The sequence below is a fragment of the Lentibacillus jeotgali genome (genome assembly GCF_000224785.1).
GTDB classification, from domain to species: Bacteria; Bacillota; Bacilli; order Bacillales; family Amphibacillaceae; genus Lentibacillus; species Lentibacillus jeotgali.
The window spans coordinates 111,576-128,454 of record NZ_AGAV01000003.1 but is presented as its reverse complement, the minus strand read 5'-3'; the positions used below and the strand labels follow the sequence as shown (position 1 = coordinate 128,454).

Annotated in this window: 16 protein-coding genes; 3 read left to right on the top strand and 13 right to left on the bottom strand. The window is 38.8% G+C overall.

Going from position 1 to position 16,879, the window contains the following annotated elements; genetic code table 11:
* Nucleotides 1–299: 299 nt before the first annotated feature.
* The 3 genes from ON01_RS01075 to prpF form a co-directional block, all read right to left on the bottom strand.
* On the bottom strand, nt 300–848 hold the full coding sequence (locus ON01_RS01075) for a DUF420 domain-containing protein (protein WP_010529157.1): 549 nt from the start codon (nt 846–848) through the stop codon (nt 300–302).
* A gap of 942 nt (nt 849–1,790) precedes the next feature.
* The gene (gene ltrA, locus ON01_RS01065; RefSeq protein ID WP_010529118.1) at nt 1,791–3,098 is read right to left on the bottom strand and encodes a group II intron reverse transcriptase/maturase; all 1,308 of its coding nucleotides are present in this window, start codon (nt 3,096–3,098) and stop codon (nt 1,791–1,793) included.
* Between the two features lie 1,053 nt (nt 3,099–4,151).
* Nucleotides 4,152–5,297: a 2-methylaconitate cis-trans isomerase PrpF gene (prpF, locus tag ON01_RS01060; RefSeq protein ID WP_010529155.1), complete on the bottom strand. Its 1,146-nt coding sequence runs from the start codon at nt 5,295–5,297 to the stop codon at nt 4,152–4,154.
* A 103-nt stretch (nt 5,298–5,400) separates the two neighbouring features.
* Between prpF and ON01_RS01055 the strand changes: the two genes are divergently transcribed.
* Together ON01_RS01055 and ON01_RS01050 are read left to right on the top strand one after the other, a co-directional pair.
* On the top strand, nt 5,401–6,555 hold the full coding sequence (locus tag ON01_RS01055; protein WP_010529154.1) for an IS110 family RNA-guided transposase: 1,155 nt from the start codon (nt 5,401–5,403) through the stop codon (nt 6,553–6,555).
* A gap of 274 nt (nt 6,556–6,829) precedes the next feature.
* Complete coding sequence (locus ON01_RS01050; protein WP_010529153.1) at nt 6,830–7,846, top strand: DUF3231 family protein; 1,017 nt, start codon at nt 6,830–6,832, stop codon at nt 7,844–7,846.
* A gap of 145 nt (nt 7,847–7,991) precedes the next feature.
* Here the strand turns inward: ON01_RS01050 and ON01_RS01045 are convergent, their stop codons facing one another.
* Nucleotides 7,992–8,240 (bottom strand): hypothetical protein, encoded by a 249-nt coding sequence (locus ON01_RS01045; protein ID WP_010529152.1) that lies wholly within the window; start codon nt 8,238–8,240, stop codon nt 7,992–7,994.
* 781 nt (nt 8,241–9,021) lie between these two features.
* Nucleotides 9,022–9,777, bottom strand: a complete 756-nt coding sequence (locus tag ON01_RS01035) for a hypothetical protein (RefSeq protein ID WP_010529150.1) — start codon at nt 9,775–9,777, stop codon at nt 9,022–9,024.
* 381 nt (nt 9,778–10,158) lie between these two features.
* Here ON01_RS01035 and ON01_RS01030 point away from each other — a divergent pair, with 381 nt between their 5' ends.
* Nucleotides 10,159–11,361, top strand: coding sequence for an IS110 family RNA-guided transposase (locus ON01_RS01030; protein WP_010529149.1), 1,203 nt, complete (start codon nt 10,159–10,161; stop codon nt 11,359–11,361).
* A 185-nt stretch (nt 11,362–11,546) separates the two neighbouring features.
* Here the strand turns inward: ON01_RS01030 and ON01_RS01025 are convergent, their stop codons facing one another.
* The 8 genes from ON01_RS01025 to ON01_RS00985 all read right to left on the bottom strand — a co-directional run bounded on the left by ON01_RS01025 (nt 11,547) and on the right by ON01_RS00985 (nt 16,876).
* Nucleotides 11,547–12,221 (bottom strand): HAD family hydrolase, encoded by a 675-nt coding sequence (locus ON01_RS01025; protein ID WP_029328934.1) that lies wholly within the window; start codon nt 12,219–12,221, stop codon nt 11,547–11,549.
* 371 nt (nt 12,222–12,592) lie between these two features.
* Nucleotides 12,593–12,781, bottom strand: a complete 189-nt coding sequence (locus ON01_RS01020; RefSeq protein WP_029328933.1) for a coiled-coil domain-containing protein — start codon at nt 12,779–12,781, stop codon at nt 12,593–12,595.
* A gap of 84 nt (nt 12,782–12,865) precedes the next feature.
* On the bottom strand, nt 12,866–13,309 hold the full coding sequence (locus tag ON01_RS01015) for an SMI1/KNR4 family protein (RefSeq protein ID WP_010529147.1): 444 nt from the start codon (nt 13,307–13,309) through the stop codon (nt 12,866–12,868).
* 156 nt (nt 13,310–13,465) lie between these two features.
* Entirely contained in the window at nt 13,466–13,894 is a 429-nt protein-coding gene (gene fosM / locus ON01_RS01010; RefSeq protein WP_425357493.1) for a FosM family fosfomycin resistance protein, read from the bottom strand.
* A gap of 83 nt (nt 13,895–13,977) precedes the next feature.
* A complete protein-coding gene (locus tag ON01_RS01005; protein ID WP_010529145.1) occupies nt 13,978–14,346 on the bottom strand; it encodes a hypothetical protein in 369 nt (122 codons plus the stop codon).
* Nucleotides 14,347–14,609: 263 nt separating this feature from the next.
* Nucleotides 14,610–14,909: a TIGR04104 family putative zinc finger protein gene (locus tag ON01_RS01000; protein WP_010529144.1), complete on the bottom strand. Its 300-nt coding sequence runs from the start codon at nt 14,907–14,909 to the stop codon at nt 14,610–14,612.
* A 343-nt stretch (nt 14,910–15,252) separates the two neighbouring features.
* A protein-coding gene (locus ON01_RS00995) for an IS3 family transposase (RefSeq protein ID WP_138919703.1) occupies nt 15,253–16,372 on the bottom strand; the annotation gives its coding sequence in 2 pieces (ribosomal slippage) (nt 15,253–16,105 and nt 16,104–16,372; 1,122 coding nt in all).
* Nucleotides 16,373–16,447: 75 nt separating this feature from the next.
* Nucleotides 16,448–16,876, bottom strand: a complete 429-nt coding sequence (locus ON01_RS00985; RefSeq protein ID WP_245544958.1) for a hypothetical protein — start codon at nt 16,874–16,876, stop codon at nt 16,448–16,450.
* Between the last annotated feature and the right edge of the window lie 3 nt (nt 16,877–16,879).

Here is a 16,879-nt window from a genome sequence, read left to right as displayed (position 1 = left end):
TTCCATAGGGAAAATCCCATCGAATTAAAGATCCATTTTTGATGGTTTCTCAATCCAACCCTTAGACATCATGAGCATAGTGCCTTCTCGTGTATACTCGAATACATCCTTTGCATGAACCGCTGTTTGCATAATCAAATCATTACGCCATAAGAAGGTGCCACTAAAACCTTGACCTTTACAAGCAAGTCTACCAGATGGGGGCAACAATCCATTATTACTGTGGTAGAACCAAAATTTTATACTTGGTTATCTTTTGGACATAGGAAAGGTAAGAAACATCGCTGAATTCCGGACACCTAATAGTATGGTGAAATCATTAAGTAAACCAATACGCCAGTAAAACTTACATACAGCCAGAGTGGCATTGTCCAACGTGCGATTTTCCGATGTTTTTCTACTTCCATATTCAAGCCTCTTCCAAGTGTGATCAGCGCAAGCGGCACAATCAATGCAGCCAGAACAATGTGTGTGATGAGTATAAAATAGTAAATGTACATCAGAGCGCCATCTCCACCATAGCTTGTAGACTCAGCCATAGAGTGGTACGTCAAATAGGAGATGAAGAATAAAAAGGTTGTAACGAATGCTGCAATAATAAACCTGCGGTGCAGTTTAATGTTTTTCTTTTTAATCATTATTAAGGCAATTAACAAAAAGACAAAGGTAAAGCTATTCAGGATAGCATTCAGCATTGGCAATACTGTTAACTTAATGCCTCCTATAGTGCCGTCTGGGCTGGTTGGCAATAAATACGTTCCCAAAATAACGCCTACGATCAATATGGATAAAAACCAAATCAACGGATTATAATTGCGCTGTTTAGCATTGTTAATGTCATTACTCATACGTTTTTCCACTCCAATATAAAATGCCTTTCAATAAGCATAAAAAAATTAATCGTAAACAGCAATACAAAAGGAATCCGTTTCCTTTAAAAATAGGAAATGTCATCCTTTTGACAGAAAACAGCCAAATAACTGTCATACCATGTAGGTATTTTCTTTTGGACATAAAAACTCCCTTTAGGCAATAAATATATATAATTATATATATTAAGAGCATTCTCGCCAGAGAATGCTCTTATTTTTATGGTCCAAAACGATCCTATGTATAAAAGGATTGTTCTTAACCAAACATGCCACACCGTTCGACGCCCATGCCAATGCCATGGTCACCACAAAATTGTATACTAATATTTTTTCGATAGCCGCGGCCTATCATAACAATAGCAAATTGATAATTGATACTCTGCCTCTGATAATTTATTATAGAATATAACATATACTAAGGAGGAGATTGTAATTTCTGAAAAACCATTATACGAACGCCTCGGTGGAATCTATAATATTTCAGCTGTCGTTGATCATTTCGCTAAAGCATTGGCAGAAGATCCGGTTGCAGGAAAAAACTCTTCCAATTCCTTTCTCAAAGATTGGTATGCAAATAGAAACTGGAGAGAACCAGGTTTTATAGTTTTGACAACCCTATGGGTTTGCGAAAAGGCTGGAGGTCCTTATAAGTACATCAGCACTGTCCCTAATGGCGATAGTCTTGATCTGGAACCAACTCATTACGATATGAAGCTAACTGAGGAAGAATTTGATGCAGCGGGTAAAGTATTGGCTAACACACTCGATCATTTGTCGGGTAAAGAACTGGCGCGGTGTCTTATTGAGATCCGTCTCCAGCTCCTCCCCATAAGAACTGCTCGTGAGGTTTTCCCTCAAGCAGCTCACCCCGTAATCTTCGTCAAAAGGGTTATGAGACCTATCGAATAGTAGACACTTTCATCGGTATCTTTCGGCATTTCCAAGCGGGCGGACTTTCCAGTCCCAATATAGTCCCAGTATGCCATAGAGGTACCCATTACTCCATCTCTGCCATCCGATGCTACGCTTTTTCCTTCGTTTTCTTCTTGTAAGCAGGGTTCTAATTTTCATCTCTGTGTAGTCACGTATTTCACTGAATGCACGACTCGAGTTTCCAACACGGAAGTAGTTGACCCATCCGGTAAGAATTCGATTGATTTGCTTGACGATATCCTCGGCCGGTTTTGCTCCTCCTTTTTGGATGACTTCTCGAATTTTTGCTTTCAGTATCGTACGCGCTTTCTTTCTTGGTGTCATCATGATGAAATGCCCTGTTCTTTTTCGGTTTGGGACTCGTCTTAGGTCAAAACCTAGAAAAGCAAATGATTCTCCTTTAAGGACATTGACCATCCGAGTTTTCTCCAAGTTAAGTTCCACTCCCAAAGGTTCGAGATTTTCCCAGAGCCGCTGAAGGGCTAAATCTGCCCATCCCCGTTTGCTGGAGTGACCGCTCACGGTAATCACTATATCATCGGCAAACCGATGATAGTTTACCGCCTCATAGTTGCCTTCCGCTGTTTTAAGCCGGATTGCATCAAAAGCCCAGTCAACCTCATTCAGATAGATATTTGCAGCTAGTGGAGAAAATGGCCCCCCTTGCGGTACGCCGATTTTTCCTGCTGCTTTTATCACCTGTTTTGTAAGATGCATGACTTGTGGGTCTTGAATGCGTTCCGCAATTTTCCCCAACAATATGTGATGTCTTATCGTATCGAAATACCGAGATAGGTCAACATCAATGACTGTTGTCATACGACGCAGTAAACTTCGCCGTACTTCTGCCAGTGCTTGATGCGGTGAGCGCCTTGGACGGAAGCCGTACGAGTTCGGGCAGAAATCTGCCTCAAAGATGGCTTCCATGATGAGTTTCAACGCCCCCTGTACGACACGGTCTCGAATAGTTGGAATTTGCAGTGTTCGCATCTTCCCGTTTGCCTTTGGGATGTCTACTTTTCGATTCGCTTGCGGTTGGTAGTTTCCTTCTTGGAGTTCTTTCTGAATGTTTTCCAAAAACGGTTGAACACCTTCATGCTCCACATCATCAAAGCTCTGTCCGTCAATGCCTGGGGCACCGCCGTTTTTCTTTGCTTGTAAGTAAGCTTCATGAAGGGTAGTTCGTTTGGTTATGTGGATAAATAATCCCCAAAAACGATGCGTAGGTTCAGCCTTCGCCTTTTGATAAATTCGCTGCCTTAGTTCCTGTAAGTTGATGGGTGTTTTTGTCATGGCACCCTTACCTCCTTCGGTCACACGAATTGTTTACAGGTTCGGATTCTTCCCTCCTCGCGTGTTTTGCTGCACGCGTATCTTCAGTACTACAATCCGTTCCGCCACCCTGACACCTGCTAGTCCCATTTCCCATTCACGGTTATAAGGACAGCCTCCTCGATGAGATTTCTTCACCGGGTGTCGAGGGCTTCTCCAGTTTCCACATCATCTTTCCCTTCATGTCGCCGCTGATACCCCGCCGGTGGGAACTACTGTTTCAGACTCTTTTCAGTCAGTTCCTGCTGCTTTCGCACGTTATCGACCGTCTCAGCCACCGGATTTGCGTGTAACGAGGCTACATCTGCGTTCACTGTGCGTTACAACCTGAAGTTTTGCCGCATTCCTTTAGAATGTTTGTCAGAGGGCTTCACCGGTTCACTTTCGTTCCGCGGTGTCTCTCAGGCTACGGGATTGGAGTCTTTTCTCCCGGTCGGACTTTCACCGACTAGATGTTGTGTCCTTCTGGACACGCCGATGTGCCAGCGAACGAAAAAAATGAAGTTCTTGATGCCTTCACGGCTCACAAGGACGAGGTCATCAGTGGAACAATCAAATAGTAAAATAATCGTTAAGTTTTATAAATAGGGACTGCTTAAGAAAGATCTTATTAGTCCCTATTTTTAATTTGGGTGCCAGTCATTCCCCGAATTATCACCTTTACAGAAGAGAGCTACATAAGTTGGACACCAATCACTTCCCGAATTTTATCAAATATTGAGTATTGCGGACAGTTTTTATCAGGCTTGCAGTTATTTTTCCACTACTTGCACAAGGATTTAACAAAATTTTCCTTGCAATAACTTTTATTTATACTGTTAAACGGCCCAACTGGTGAATAAATTTATTCCGCAACTGCGCCCGGTTGCGGTATAGTCAGATCAAGGTTTTTAAACCAAACGTATCCGTTTACTGAACAATGACTTTTATACTGTCTCATTTTTTCTGCAAACTGAATAATTGGATCCAACACCAGTTATTTTAATATTTAAAGACTTACTTTATTGGGTAAGGTTAATTGGGTAGCAGAACAGAGCCCTCCATTAATCTTCTTGCGTTGCGACTCATAACAACTTTTTTTACAGTCCAGCCGGTATCCTCCTTTGAAGCTTCGGCACCCACAATTAAAGTACCTGATGGGTGACCAAAGCGAAGCTCAGACCTAACGTCACCTAAAATCCTGCTGACAATAGTTCCCGGTATCGAAGCTGCGGCCGCAATTGCTACTGCACCTGTACCGGTCATGGCGTGATGCAGTTTGCCCATTGAAAGAATCCGTGCCAAAATATCAATATTTTCTCCCTTTACATCTTTTCCAGCAGAAGTGGTATAACTCGTTGTTTCTCCAAAAAACGCAATTTTAGGTGTATGCTGACGCTTCTTAGCACCTTTTAAGCTTTTCTCCAGACCCATAATGACTGCACTATAAGAACGTATTGACTCAAAACGCTCCAGCAGGTCAGGATTACTGTTTATATCTTCCTGCAGTTCCGTTCCTATAAGCCCCAACGATGATGCTGCCACAAAGACAGCAGGGTTCCCGGCATTAATTAAAGTCGCCTCCACCTCACCTATACCTGGGACATGCATGATATCTGTTGGATTCCCTGTAGGAAACACACCGCCATCAGCACCGGGGTCAAGAAATTCCAATTTTATTTCTGCTGCTGGAAACGTTACCCCATCAAGCTCGAAATCCCCTAGCTCCTGTACTTTCTCATTCTTTATTGGAACATGAGCTATGATTTTTTTGCCGATATTCTCCTGCCAGATATTAACTGTAGCCATTCCGTTCTTTGGAGCTTCTACCAGTCCTTTATGTATTGCAAATGGACCAACGGCCGAAGTAAGGTTCCCACAGTTGCCACTCCAATCTATCAGGGGTTGCCCAATGGCTACCTGTCCGAATAAATAGTCCACATCACATCCCGGACGTTCACTTTTGTTTAAAATCACCACCTTACTAGTACTTGACGTTGCACCTCCCATTCCATCGATCTGCTGCCCATAGGGATCTGGACTTCCTAGGATACGCAATAATACCTTATCCCGTATTGCTGGATCAGAAGGTAAATCATCTTGCAGAAAAAAGACTCCCTTGCTTGTTCCACCCCGCATATAATCTGCCGGAACCTTTATTTGTTCTCCCCAATTGCCCATGTTCTTAGTTACCTCCTTCAACAAATCTGCTCCTTCACTTAATAACAATTATTTCTAATATCTGATTTTTTTACAAGGAGTTATTCAACAAAATGGCCCGACAATGGCAAATTGGACGCTATCCATTATTCCGGAAGTGTTAGCAATAGGTAAGCCTTTGAGATTATCTCCAGCTTTTCCCCTGCAGTTTTATCAGGAAGTGGAACAAGTTTCCGGACAACCTCCGGCTGTCATCTTTGAATCCACTGGGCACTATCATGAGCCTGTGCTTCAATTTCTTGAGGATCAGGCTATAACTTATTATGTTATCAATCCAGTCATTTCTTATGAAGCTCGAAAAACAAGCCTGCGTAAGGTGAAAACGGACAAAATCGATGCCTTCCATCTGGGGGAGTTGTATTACAAAGAAGATCTGGAAGTGTTTCAGAGGAAAACCGAACAATACTTGAATCTGCGGCAATTAACCAGACAACACAGCGCTTTAACGAACAGCTATGTTGAAATCAAACTTCAGTTTCAGGCTGCTCTGGATCAGATTTTCCCGGAGTATCATAACGTTTTTAGTGATCTTTGCGGCAAGTTGTCCTTGAACACCTTACTGCATTATCCGACTTCTGCGGATATTCAAGAAGTCTCTCAACAGACGTTGGCTATGGAGATGCATCAATTCGGAGCGAAGCGTTCCTACGCATGGTTTCTGGACAAAGCAGCCCAACTGAAAGCCGCGGCGGATCGTAATCCCTTTCAACATCCTGTTTGTCATGGTCACGTTGTCAGTATACAAATGTATATCCAGATGCTTTTTCAATACCAGGAGCACCTATCCCAATTACAAAAAGAAATAGATGCCCTGGCTAAGACCTTTGAAGACTATGACTTGGTCCAATCGGTTCCTGGTATCGGAGAAAAGATTGGGGCAACAATCATCTCCGAAATCGGGGGAATCAATCTGTTTGAACGCCCTAAGCAACTGGCTGCCTATGCAGGACTAGATCCAAGTGTTTTTGAGTCAGGCAAATATAAAGCATCCATTAACCGCATCACGAAAAGAGGATCATCAAGATTACGTCAAGCCCTTTATTCAGCTGTGCAATGCGGTCTGGCCAAAAACCGGAACAAAAAACTTATAGGTTTTTATGATCGCAAAAGAAACGAGGGCAAGCCACACAAGGTCGCTGTCATTGCCTGTGCCAACAAACTTGTTCACTGGATCCATGCCATGTTAAAACGTCAAGAAGTCTTTGTAGATCAATCATAAGATGCATTTAAATTGCTAATGTTTTGAAACCTTATCGATTCAACGGTAAGGCTATTTAGTATGCCTATTTTTAGTGTAACATGTTTTTTTAAACTTGTTTACCTTTAATTGTTGACAGCTATTGGCTGGTATTACAGAACAATTTTATGTACGTTCTGTTAGTGCCTTTACCCTTTGAATCGTTTCCACACCCCTGTTTATTCAATTCGTTGATAAAATCCGCATTTATGTAAATAATAAACCTATAATAACATACTCTTAAGGAGGTTACATGATGAACGAAGGGAACATTCACCTGACGTCATCAGAAATTGGCTCGCTTTGGACTGGCTATATGAATGATAGTATGTCGAAGCAAGTGCTGGGTTTTATGCTGAAGCACATTCAAGATGCAGATATAAAACCCGTTGTGCAGTATGCCCATGATATGTCGTCTAACCATTTGGATACATTAGTGCCTATTTTTGAAAATGAACAATTCACTATTCCAAATGGGTTTACAGAACAAGACGTCAACATGAACGCACCGTGGCTTTTTTCAGACATACTTTGTTTAATGTATGTGAATCATATGGCCAAGGCCGGCATGTTAATATACAGCGGTTTTGTTTCTATGAGTTATCGGGATGATGTATGTAACTATTTTATGCAGGCGTTAAATGAAACCAGTAACCTTTATAAACAATCACTCGAAACGGGTCTTTCCAAAGGATTAATTGCCAGACACCCGTATATTGAAGTTCCCAAAGAAACAGACTATATTGACAGTAAAAAATATTTAAGCGGCCTAAACCCTTTCAGTGATAAACGGCCATTAAATGCTGTTGAGATTTCCCATTTGTATCAGAATATCCTAACAAATTCAATAGGAATGCACTTATGCATTGCATTTGCACAAACGTCGCCATCTAAAGATGTACAGGATTACATGCTTCGTGGAAGGAACATTTCGAAAAAGCATATAAAAGTTTTTACAGACACACTTTTGAAAGATGATGTCGAATCTGCACAGACTAATGTAAGTGTAAGTGGCTCCACAACTCAAACTTTTTCAGATAAATTAATGATGTTTCACATGAATTTGCTTATATCTGCAGGAATGGGCAATTATTCTACCGCAGCATCTGCCAGTCAACGAAGTGATTTGATGATTAACTATGAACGGTTATCATTTGAGATTTCTCGGTTCGCCAAAAGTGGAGCTGATATCATGATTAACCATAATTGGCTGGAACAACCACCTGGTGTAAAGGATCCTAAAAAATTAGCTAAGAAAAAACAAAAAGGGTGATTTTAAAACGATCATCTTTTTCGTTTATTCCACAATATGGCTCTAAAATGTAAATCCGGGCGCAATTTTATTCCGTTCTTGCGCCTCGTTTGCTTAACACTATCTTTGGGTCCTTAACAAAAAAGAGTGCTTATTTATGCACTCCCTAGTTACTATTCCTGTTTTTTAAAATGTAAATTTCTTTCTCCATTTTATTTACCTTGTCAACAATAAAATCCATTTCATTAATTCTCGATTCATTAGTCAATTCAAACTGTCCACCAATGCCTTCTAATTTTGCTTCAATGGTATCAAATCGATTATGCATTTCTGATTTTAGGGAATGAATATCAGACTTCACGCCTTTCAATTCAGTATTCATTTCCGTAAGTAAATCAAGCATTTGCTTATCCACTCTTTATCACCTCTATGATAATTATAATAGATGTGAATTAAATAATCACTACTTTTTTTACCTATTTGTTCTGCAAAGGCGCCCTATTGTTTAATTGTTTTTGTGACTCTGCTTAATGGACTTAAATACTTGTACCCAACTAGGAACTATCAACAAAATTGTTAAAATACAAGCCAATCCTGTAATTAGCATTTCTGATAATACTGACTTCTCAGGAAAAATATATACATCGAGGATTAATAAAGACAAAAGCATTATGAAACAAATGACAAAACTACGGCTTATACTATTTAGCCTTAAATTATCTGTCTGCATAAAAAAACACCCTTTTCGTCCTTTTTAGTCTCTAATTAAGCAGCAATATGGCCCTAGAAAGCTACAGTGACACATTTTTCATTTCGTGAAAGTGCCCGTTTTATTAGTAATGTGGTTCATTTTTTCTCAAATCACTATCCACAATAAAAAATACAATAAGAGCTACTCCCGCAAAAAATGAATTTAATGTATTTGAAATTAATCCGTACTCAGATAGTGTTATTATGCTTAGAAGTATAACAGTTAAAATAATTCTTTGTCTCAAAAATTCCCCTTTGAAATACTTTGACATACATACTCCCCTTTGTATGCTTGTTCAATAGGATGGCCCTTCGTATTAAAGCAATATCGGTCGCAGCTTTAATCCAGATTTGCGCCCTATAACGGAATAATGAGGGACTAAAATAATTTTTGCTTTATTCGGCCATTTATATTTTCCTGCTGCTACACCTTCAACCTAATGCTTTTATTTAATACCCCATTGCACCTTGAAACCCCCTGATGATAAATGATGCCCCCTAATGACAATGTAATATGTTCCTTCGGTTCCCGCTTTAACCATCATTTTTTCCCCGCGAGATTTCATAGGCACTTTCTCACCACTTTCGTTTTCCACGGAATATCCTCTTCCCCCGTCACTTTCGAATTCAATATCAAACAAAAGACTTTTGCCTTTTTCAAGTTGAACAGGTATCTCATGGATACCGTCAAAATATGAAAAGGATACCCGAAAACTCGTTTTTGTTTGTTCTGCTTCCCAGTTTTGCTTTTCAGTAAAATTTATGGTCAATAAAATGGCAACACAGATTGGAATTGCCAGTGCAAATAACCATGCCCATTCCAGTCTATTGATAAAAAGTTTCATACCAACATAAAACAATATGGCTGCAAGCGCCCCAATTGGGCCTGCTATCAGTACATATACTAAAGAATCTTTGTATAACACAAAAAATATGGCACATCCAGCTAACATATAAAAAAGTATTGTATAACGCTTCATCGATGGCACAACTTTTAAGAGGCCATCAATTAGGACTGAGCAAATGACTCCATATCCATAGAAGAAAAGCCAAAGTATTGGTGATGAAGCAGTTTCAACAAAATCAAACATATTAAATGATATAACCACTAATAAATAAAGAGCAAATATGGATACTGAAAACCCAGCTCCGATTAATTTTAAATAAATGTAAAATAATGCTTGTTTTATCGAACCGTGCAAACTATATCCCCTCACCTACATTCTTTCACAAATCATTTCTGATTTTAGCATAATATCATAAAGTGTTACATCACAATCTGCCCCTTTGAAGCAATAGCAGTCGCAGCCTTTATTCCAGAATGGCGCCCGTTCGTATTATATGGTCAGCCGGTCATTGAACTGGTTGACCTATTTTTTATAGGTTTCATATGCTTGAGGAAGTCGGGGGAGGACGCTGGCGCCCGTGGGACTCGATCCCGTCCGCAATACTGTCCACCCCTTCCTTGTAGAAACATGTTTGAGGCTGGTTGGGACATGATCCCGTATAACAAGCGAAGCTATGAAACTACAAGGGATGTGAGGGGCGCACCGACGAATCTATCAAAGGAGTTGTGATTACCTATGAATCCTGTCATCGGCCTGGATGTCGCCAAAGGGGAAAGCCAGGTCCAAGCTTTTTTAAAAAGGAAAAAACCATATAAAAAAAGCTTTAAATTTGAACACCATCTACAAGGACTTCACGCTTTTTATCAGTTTTATCAGGAAGTGGAACAGGTTTCCGGACAACCTCCGGCTGTCATCTTTGAATCCACCGGGCACTATCATGAACCTGTGCTTCAATTTCTTGAAGATCAAGCTATAACTTATTATGTTATCAATCCGGTCATTTCCTATGAGGCTCGAAAAACAAGCCTGCGTAAGGTGAAAACGGACAAAATCGATGCCTTCCATCTGGGGGAGTTGTATTACAAAGAAGATCTGGAAGTGTTTCAGAGGAAAAACGAACAATACCTGAATCTGCGGCAATTAACCAGACAACACAGCGCTTTAACGGACAGCTACGTTGAAATCAAACTTCAGTTTCAGGCTGCTGTGGATCATACTTTCCCGGAATATCATAGCGTTTTTAGTGATCTTTGTGGCAAATTGTCCCTGAACACCTTACTGCATTATCCGACTTCTGCGGCTATTCAAGAAGTCTCTCAACAGACGTTGGCTATGGAGATGCATCAATTCGGAGCGAAGCGTTCCTACGCATGGTTTCTGGACAAAGCAGCCCAACTGAAAGCCGCGGCGGATCGTAATCCCTTTCAACATCCTGTTTGTCATGGTCACGTTGTCAGTATACAAATGTATATCCAGATGCTTTTTCAATACCAGGAGCACCTATCCCAATTACAAAAAGAAATAGATGCCCTGGCTAAGACCTTTGAAGACTATGACTTGGTCCAATCAGTTCCTGGTATCGGAGAAAAGATTGGGGCAACAATCATCTCCGAAATCGGGGGAATCAATCTGTTTGAACGCCCTAAGCAACTGGCTGCCTATGCAGGACTAGATCCAAGTGTTTTTGAGTCAGGCAAATATAAAGCATCCATTAACCGCATCACGAAAAGAGGATCATCAAGATTACGTCAAGCCCTTTATTCAGCTGTGCAATGCGGTCTGGCCAAAAACCGGAACAAAAAACTTATAGGTTTTTATGATCGCAAAAGAAACGAGGGCAAGCCACACAAGGTCGCTGTCATTGCCTGTGCCAACAAACTTGTTCACTGGATCCATGCCATGTTAAAACGTCAGGAAGTCTTTGTAGATCAATCATAAGGGAGTTATTCCAATTCACAATATTCAAAAACCTTATCGGTTCAACGGTAAGGCTTTTTGGTATGTCTAATTTTAGTATAACATGTATTTTCGAACTTTTTTAGTCCTAAGTGTTGACAGCTATTGGCTGGTATTGCTTAAGAGTGTCATAGGGATTACCGATGTTCCCGGCAATACCTTTTAAGTTAATAAGGCACCGAATTTGATTGGTTGATGATTTGAGGTATTTCTCCTAAATCATCAACTATAAAATCAGATTTTACATTATCCCATTGATGGTCTCTTTTCCAAATGGTTCTCATTCCAACACTCTGAGCGGCTCTCACATCTTTTACAGGATGGTCTCCTATGAAAACACTTTCTTTGGCAGACACATCAAGCTTTTCTAATGCTGTTTTAAAAATCTTGGGTGCAGGCTTTTTTACACCTTCCCACTCAGATATAAGAATGGTATCGGTATATTTATCAATACCTAAAGCCTTAATATTGTCCATTTGAAACTGTCCTTTTCCATTCGTAATTATCCCGATTAGGATGTTATTTCTTTTTAATTCTCCTAACATACTAATAAGATTTGAGAATGGCACACAATTCTCTTTAAAGTAGGTAAGGTAATCCCGAAGTAAGTCCTCCCATGTGATCTCTTCAATACCGAACTCATTAATTAACTGGTGATACACTTTATCTTTCCAAACATATCCGCGATTATCGAGTTCAATAAACCTTTGTATGTATTTTTCTTTAGGGATTTGAGGTAACCATTCATTTAATCGCTCATACTGTTTATCTATAAATATTTTCAATGACTCATCCCGATTTAATAAAGTACCGTCTAAATCAAATAAAACTGCCTTAAGAATGATAATTCCTCCCTAAAGTTATGAATTTCATAAATAACAGCTTCCACAACATAGTTATATACAGCAAAGACACGCTAATCTTTACTACGGAAGCGCCCTTTTTACGGAATAGTTATCCAGTATTGCTGATGATTAATAGTCTACTCTTTATTATTTTTCTTCAATTCTTCACGTATTCTTTTTAGTTCTTCAGTCTGTTCAAGTATGTTATTGTTAACTTTCCGTATTGCATCAAATACAAGAAAGATACCAATTAAAATTAAAATTAAAAACAAAAAATCCATTGTTTACCAGCCCTCTTTACATTAATGCTCTTTTCAAGAAATGCGCCCGTTCGTAACAATGAAACCGATTCAATCTCACGGATCCAATTACTTTCTTCCTTTTAATTCTTCAATTTCTTTTTCAAGGTTATTAACTTTTTGCCGAAGTTCATTTTTGGGCTCTGTAGCTTTTTTTCCTAATACAATAACTGAACCAACTACAGTGACTATACCTCCAACAATGGCTGCTCCGAAGATCACTAAGAAATCAAAAATATAAATCACTCCTGAATCCATTCACATTTATTAACGTTCATTAAATATCTCGTTTATTCAAGGATTGCGCCCTATTGTTGCAGAATCACAGTTAAAATACTGCTATTAGTACCGAATCTTACCAGCAATCCACCGCTTTATAAAATCTTCTATTGATGATGCAATCATGTTACGACTATCATCTTCGTGATCCCATACAAATATAGAATCTGTATGAATTATGCCATTAAAAATTGGATAACCAAATAAATCACCAGTTCCGGAGTCAGAAAAAAATAATAAATGATTGAAAGGCATAAATATATCCTTGTACTCGTCAAAGTTTCTTAAAAACAAGTTTTCTTTTATTATCCGGGAAGTTGGCCAAATTAATGGATAATTTTCATACTCACTTTTATTAAAAACACCATTAGTTTCTCTATATAATTCTAATAATTTTTTTGGTAATTCAACATTAAGATTTTCTTTAATATATGCAATCTCAGGCTCAGTTGCGGGGGCTTCGAAATAACAATCCTTTGAAATAGAACTAATAAAATCTTTCCACAACATTTTTATCTCCCTTCAAATTCCATCGGTTACGTAATTTTATTAGTTAACTATTTCAACATTTTTCATCAAATTCCTTCTTACTTAACAAAAATTCCCCTTACAAAAAGGACGCCAGTCCAGTTCTGGAAACGCGCCCATTTCTGGAAGATTCCTTTAATCATAAAACTCCATATGTGGTTTTTCCTGCTTATAATAATCTAACCTATCCTGCAAAGTACCAGTATGAAATTCAAATTTATGGCCATCAGGATCAGTGAAATAAACAGATTTTTTATCTTTTTCATTCCTAGGACGGCTAGTTAGGATGTTTACTTCCAATTCTTCTAATTTGTTATATATACTATCAAATTCGACCTCTTCAACCGAAAATGCTACATGAGTGTATGATTGACTAATTTCATTTCGAGGAATATCCTTCTCCAAATTGAGAGCCAACCACATACCATTCAGATCAAAATAGGCAGTGCTTCTACCTTTAACCAGTAATTTAGCATCAAACACATCTTGATAAAACTTTATTGATTTTTTCAAATCAGAAACAGAAAACAAAAAGTGATTAAGCCCTTTCACAAACAAGTACATCACCTCGAATAATTATTAAATAATCTGACCCTTATGAACGGACGCTAAGTCTTCAAGAAGTGCGCCCGTTGATTGAATAAGCATTAAAAGTTTATTTCAAGAAGCTGTTTAATATCATTAAATAGTTCTTTATGCTTTTCAATGGTAATCCTGGGCTTTTGCAAAGAATTAAAATCCTTATAAGGAAATATAAAGGTTCCATCACTTAACACGGTAAAAGAGTATGGTACCCTTTTACTAGTTTCCAGTTTTTCACCCTTAGAAAAATTAAATGAGTAATTATTCTGTGATTTCAATTGATCAGTGATGTTTTCACTATTTGTCTCTTTTACTTTGAGTCCTTCAACCATTGTTAATACTTGTTTTATTTTTTGCTTATCCTTTATCACTTTTGTCATTTCTTCAGAACTTGTATTATCCTCAACTTTTTGAATGAATAGCTGGCCTGACACGCTTTTATCTTTAATATTAACAACTTCTTCATTTTCAGAGCAGGAACTTAGTAAAAATAAAACAACTATTAGAATTAAAACAAAATATCTTTTGATAATATCCCCTCGTTCCTTTGAACTGGAATGCTAAGCTAATAGCAGTGCACTTGCAATTACAATACAATACTGGTACAAATATTCACAAATAACTTAAAAGCGTTATTCCGTCATCAGCCTTTTTGGCGCAATTCCTTATTAGGGAAAAGCGCCCGTTTGCTTAAGATTCACCAAAGTGGTTCTTCTTCGTTAGACAGCTCTACAAAAAAGGGATTGATTATAAAAACTAACGGAAGCAAAGCTAAAAGTGCAAATATGGAAACATAGGAAGGACCGAAGAAAAGATTAGCAAGCATTATTAAAGCCCCTATTATAAAAGGAATTATAGTACTTCTTTTTCTCATACGGGCAGTAAGATATTGTTTTTCTCCACAATAAGGACACGTCATTCCACCACCTAATGTAAAAGAACGTTTAAAAGTTTGCTTCCAACTCCATTTTTTATGGCATTTCTGACAAGAAGGCATCTTAATCACTCCTTTTTAAGTAAACCTTACGCAGTCTAGCCCTTATGCACAATACAGGCGCAGATCCTTATTCCGGAAGCGCGCCCGTTTGCGGCATAATCTAATCAAGGCTTATAGGTTAAGATAACATGTGATGCTAGTTCTATTCTGTATAAGGTGGACCCCATTGTCAAGACACATATTTTATAAAAATAAGGTGGGGGGTGAGTTATCATTGTTTTCCCTTTCCCATCTTACTAACTAGCTCTTTCTTGTGTCAGGTTCTGTCAAGGGCGTATTTTCCCTTGACAGGTTCTGGCACAGGAAAGATAATTGCCCAAGATGGAAAGGATAACGGTACGGGCTACCCGAAATAAATAGATGCCGGTGTTTGATAATCTAATGATTGATGAGGCCGTTCATGATTATAAAGGTTCATATAATCCCTTATATTGCTTCTTGCCGCTCTTGGTGACCCATAGTCCTTTAAATAGACTTCTTCGTACTTAAGGCTTCTCCAAAAGCGTTCAATCATGATATTATCCAATGCCCGCCCCCTTGAGTCCATACTAATTTGTACGGATGGATGCTCTTTTAAAAGATTAATGTATTTTGGGCTGGTAAAATGACTGCCTTGATCACTGTTAAATATTTCAGGTGTACCGTGCGTGAATGCGTGTTGTACGGCATCCAGGACAAAGTCAATTGCCAACGTCTGATCCAGTTCCCAACTGATAATGTAACGGGAATACCAGTCGATAATGGCCGTTAGATACATCCAGCTATTATGCAAGCGAATGTATGTAATATCAATGCTCCAAACCTGGTTGGGCCGAGTAATATTCACTCCTTTCAGCAGATATGGATAAATACGGTGCTGTAGATTGCGTTTACTCAAATTAGGACCCGGATAAATGGCTTGTATACCCATTTCACGCATGTGACGCCGCACTCTTTTACGGTTGATATTCACTCCTTTTTTCTTTAGTATTTCAGCAATCCTGCGTGAACCAAAATACGGATATTTGGTATAAATCTCATCAATCCAATGTTTCATGGCAACCTCTTCCGGTGACGGTTGAACAGGCTTATAGTAAAGGCTTGAACGATTGATTCCGAGTAGTTTAGCCTGCTGGGAGATAGGCAGTTCCGGATCTACCCAGTCCACCATCTCCATCCGTTCCCGTCTAGTCGTGGTATATGCCAGATTTTTTTTTGATCCACGACAATTGCGTGGTTAACTTTCCGACTTCTGCATAGAGATTTTCAAGCTTTTCTTCATAGTCGGCTTTCATTTTTTCCTGGTCCTCATTCTGCTTGTTAAAGAGCTTCGGCATTTCTTGCAGGAATTGTGTTTTCCACTTATGAAGTTGGTTCACATGGATTCCGTTTTCCGAAGCAATTTGGCTCATTGGTTTTTCTTCCTTCAAGATTTCCAACACGATTTGTGATTTGAATTCTGGTGTATATCTTTTGCGTTTCATATACCTACCTTAACATCTCCTTTTTTCGTGTCTAAAATCTTGGGTCCATTATAGTAAGAACATATTATTGAATAGTTAATTTGCTGCCACTAAAAATATTGTAAAGAAAAGTGCATAAGATCCCATTAAACTAAGAGATATTTTAGCTAACTTAGTTTTAATCGAAAGTGCAGGTATAATCCCAACCTTAAGCATATTCGCTATTAAAACAACAATTGCTAAGAAAAAAGACAGCATTGCTATAAGTAACGAAACTTGCTCTAACATAACATTAACCCCCCTTAATGATGTCAATTTCAAAATGACAAAAACATTTGTTAAACTAATTAGCAATAATACTTGGCTCATACGAAATCCCAAAACTTTCTTTTTATTTAACTCCATTATCCAAGCGTCTGCTATGCCTAATAATAAGTCGAAGACCACTTTGAATGACCAATCCGTCTGTTTTAAGACTTCAATCATTTCATTGCCATATCGCCCTCTCCAACTTTTAGGATACATATA

Coding starts and splice junctions, on each gene's coding strand:
- ON01_RS01020 (WP_029328933.1), bottom strand. CDS start 12,781: ATGGATTCAGGAGTGATTTATATTTTTGATTTCTTAGTGATCTTCGGA.
- ON01_RS01000 (WP_010529144.1), bottom strand. CDS start 14,909: ATGCCTTCTTGTCAGAAATGCCATAAAAAATGGAGTTGGAAGCAAACT.
- fosM (WP_425357493.1), bottom strand. CDS start 13,894: ATGTACTTGTTTGTGAAAGGGCTTAATCACTTTTTGTTTTCTGTTTCT.
- ON01_RS01050 (WP_010529153.1), top strand. CDS start 6,830: ATGAACGAAGGGAACATTCACCTGACGTCATCAGAAATTGGCTCGCTT.
- ON01_RS01075 (WP_010529157.1), bottom strand. CDS start 848: ATGAGTAATGACATTAACAATGCTAAACAGCGCAATTATAATCCGTTG.
- ON01_RS00985 (WP_245544958.1), bottom strand. CDS start 16,876: ATGTATCCTAAAAGTTGGAGAGGGCGATATGGCAATGAAATGATTGAA.
- prpF (WP_010529155.1), bottom strand. CDS start 5,297: ATGGGCAATTGGGGAGAACAAATAAAGGTTCCGGCAGATTATATGCGG.
- ON01_RS01030 (WP_010529149.1), top strand. CDS start 10,159: ATGAATCCTGTCATCGGCCTGGATGTCGCCAAAGGGGAAAGCCAGGTC.
- ON01_RS01055 (WP_010529154.1), top strand. CDS start 5,401: ATGGCAAATTGGACGCTATCCATTATTCCGGAAGTGTTAGCAATAGGT.
- ltrA (WP_010529118.1), bottom strand. CDS start 3,098: ATGACAAAAACACCCATCAACTTACAGGAACTAAGGCAGCGAATTTAT.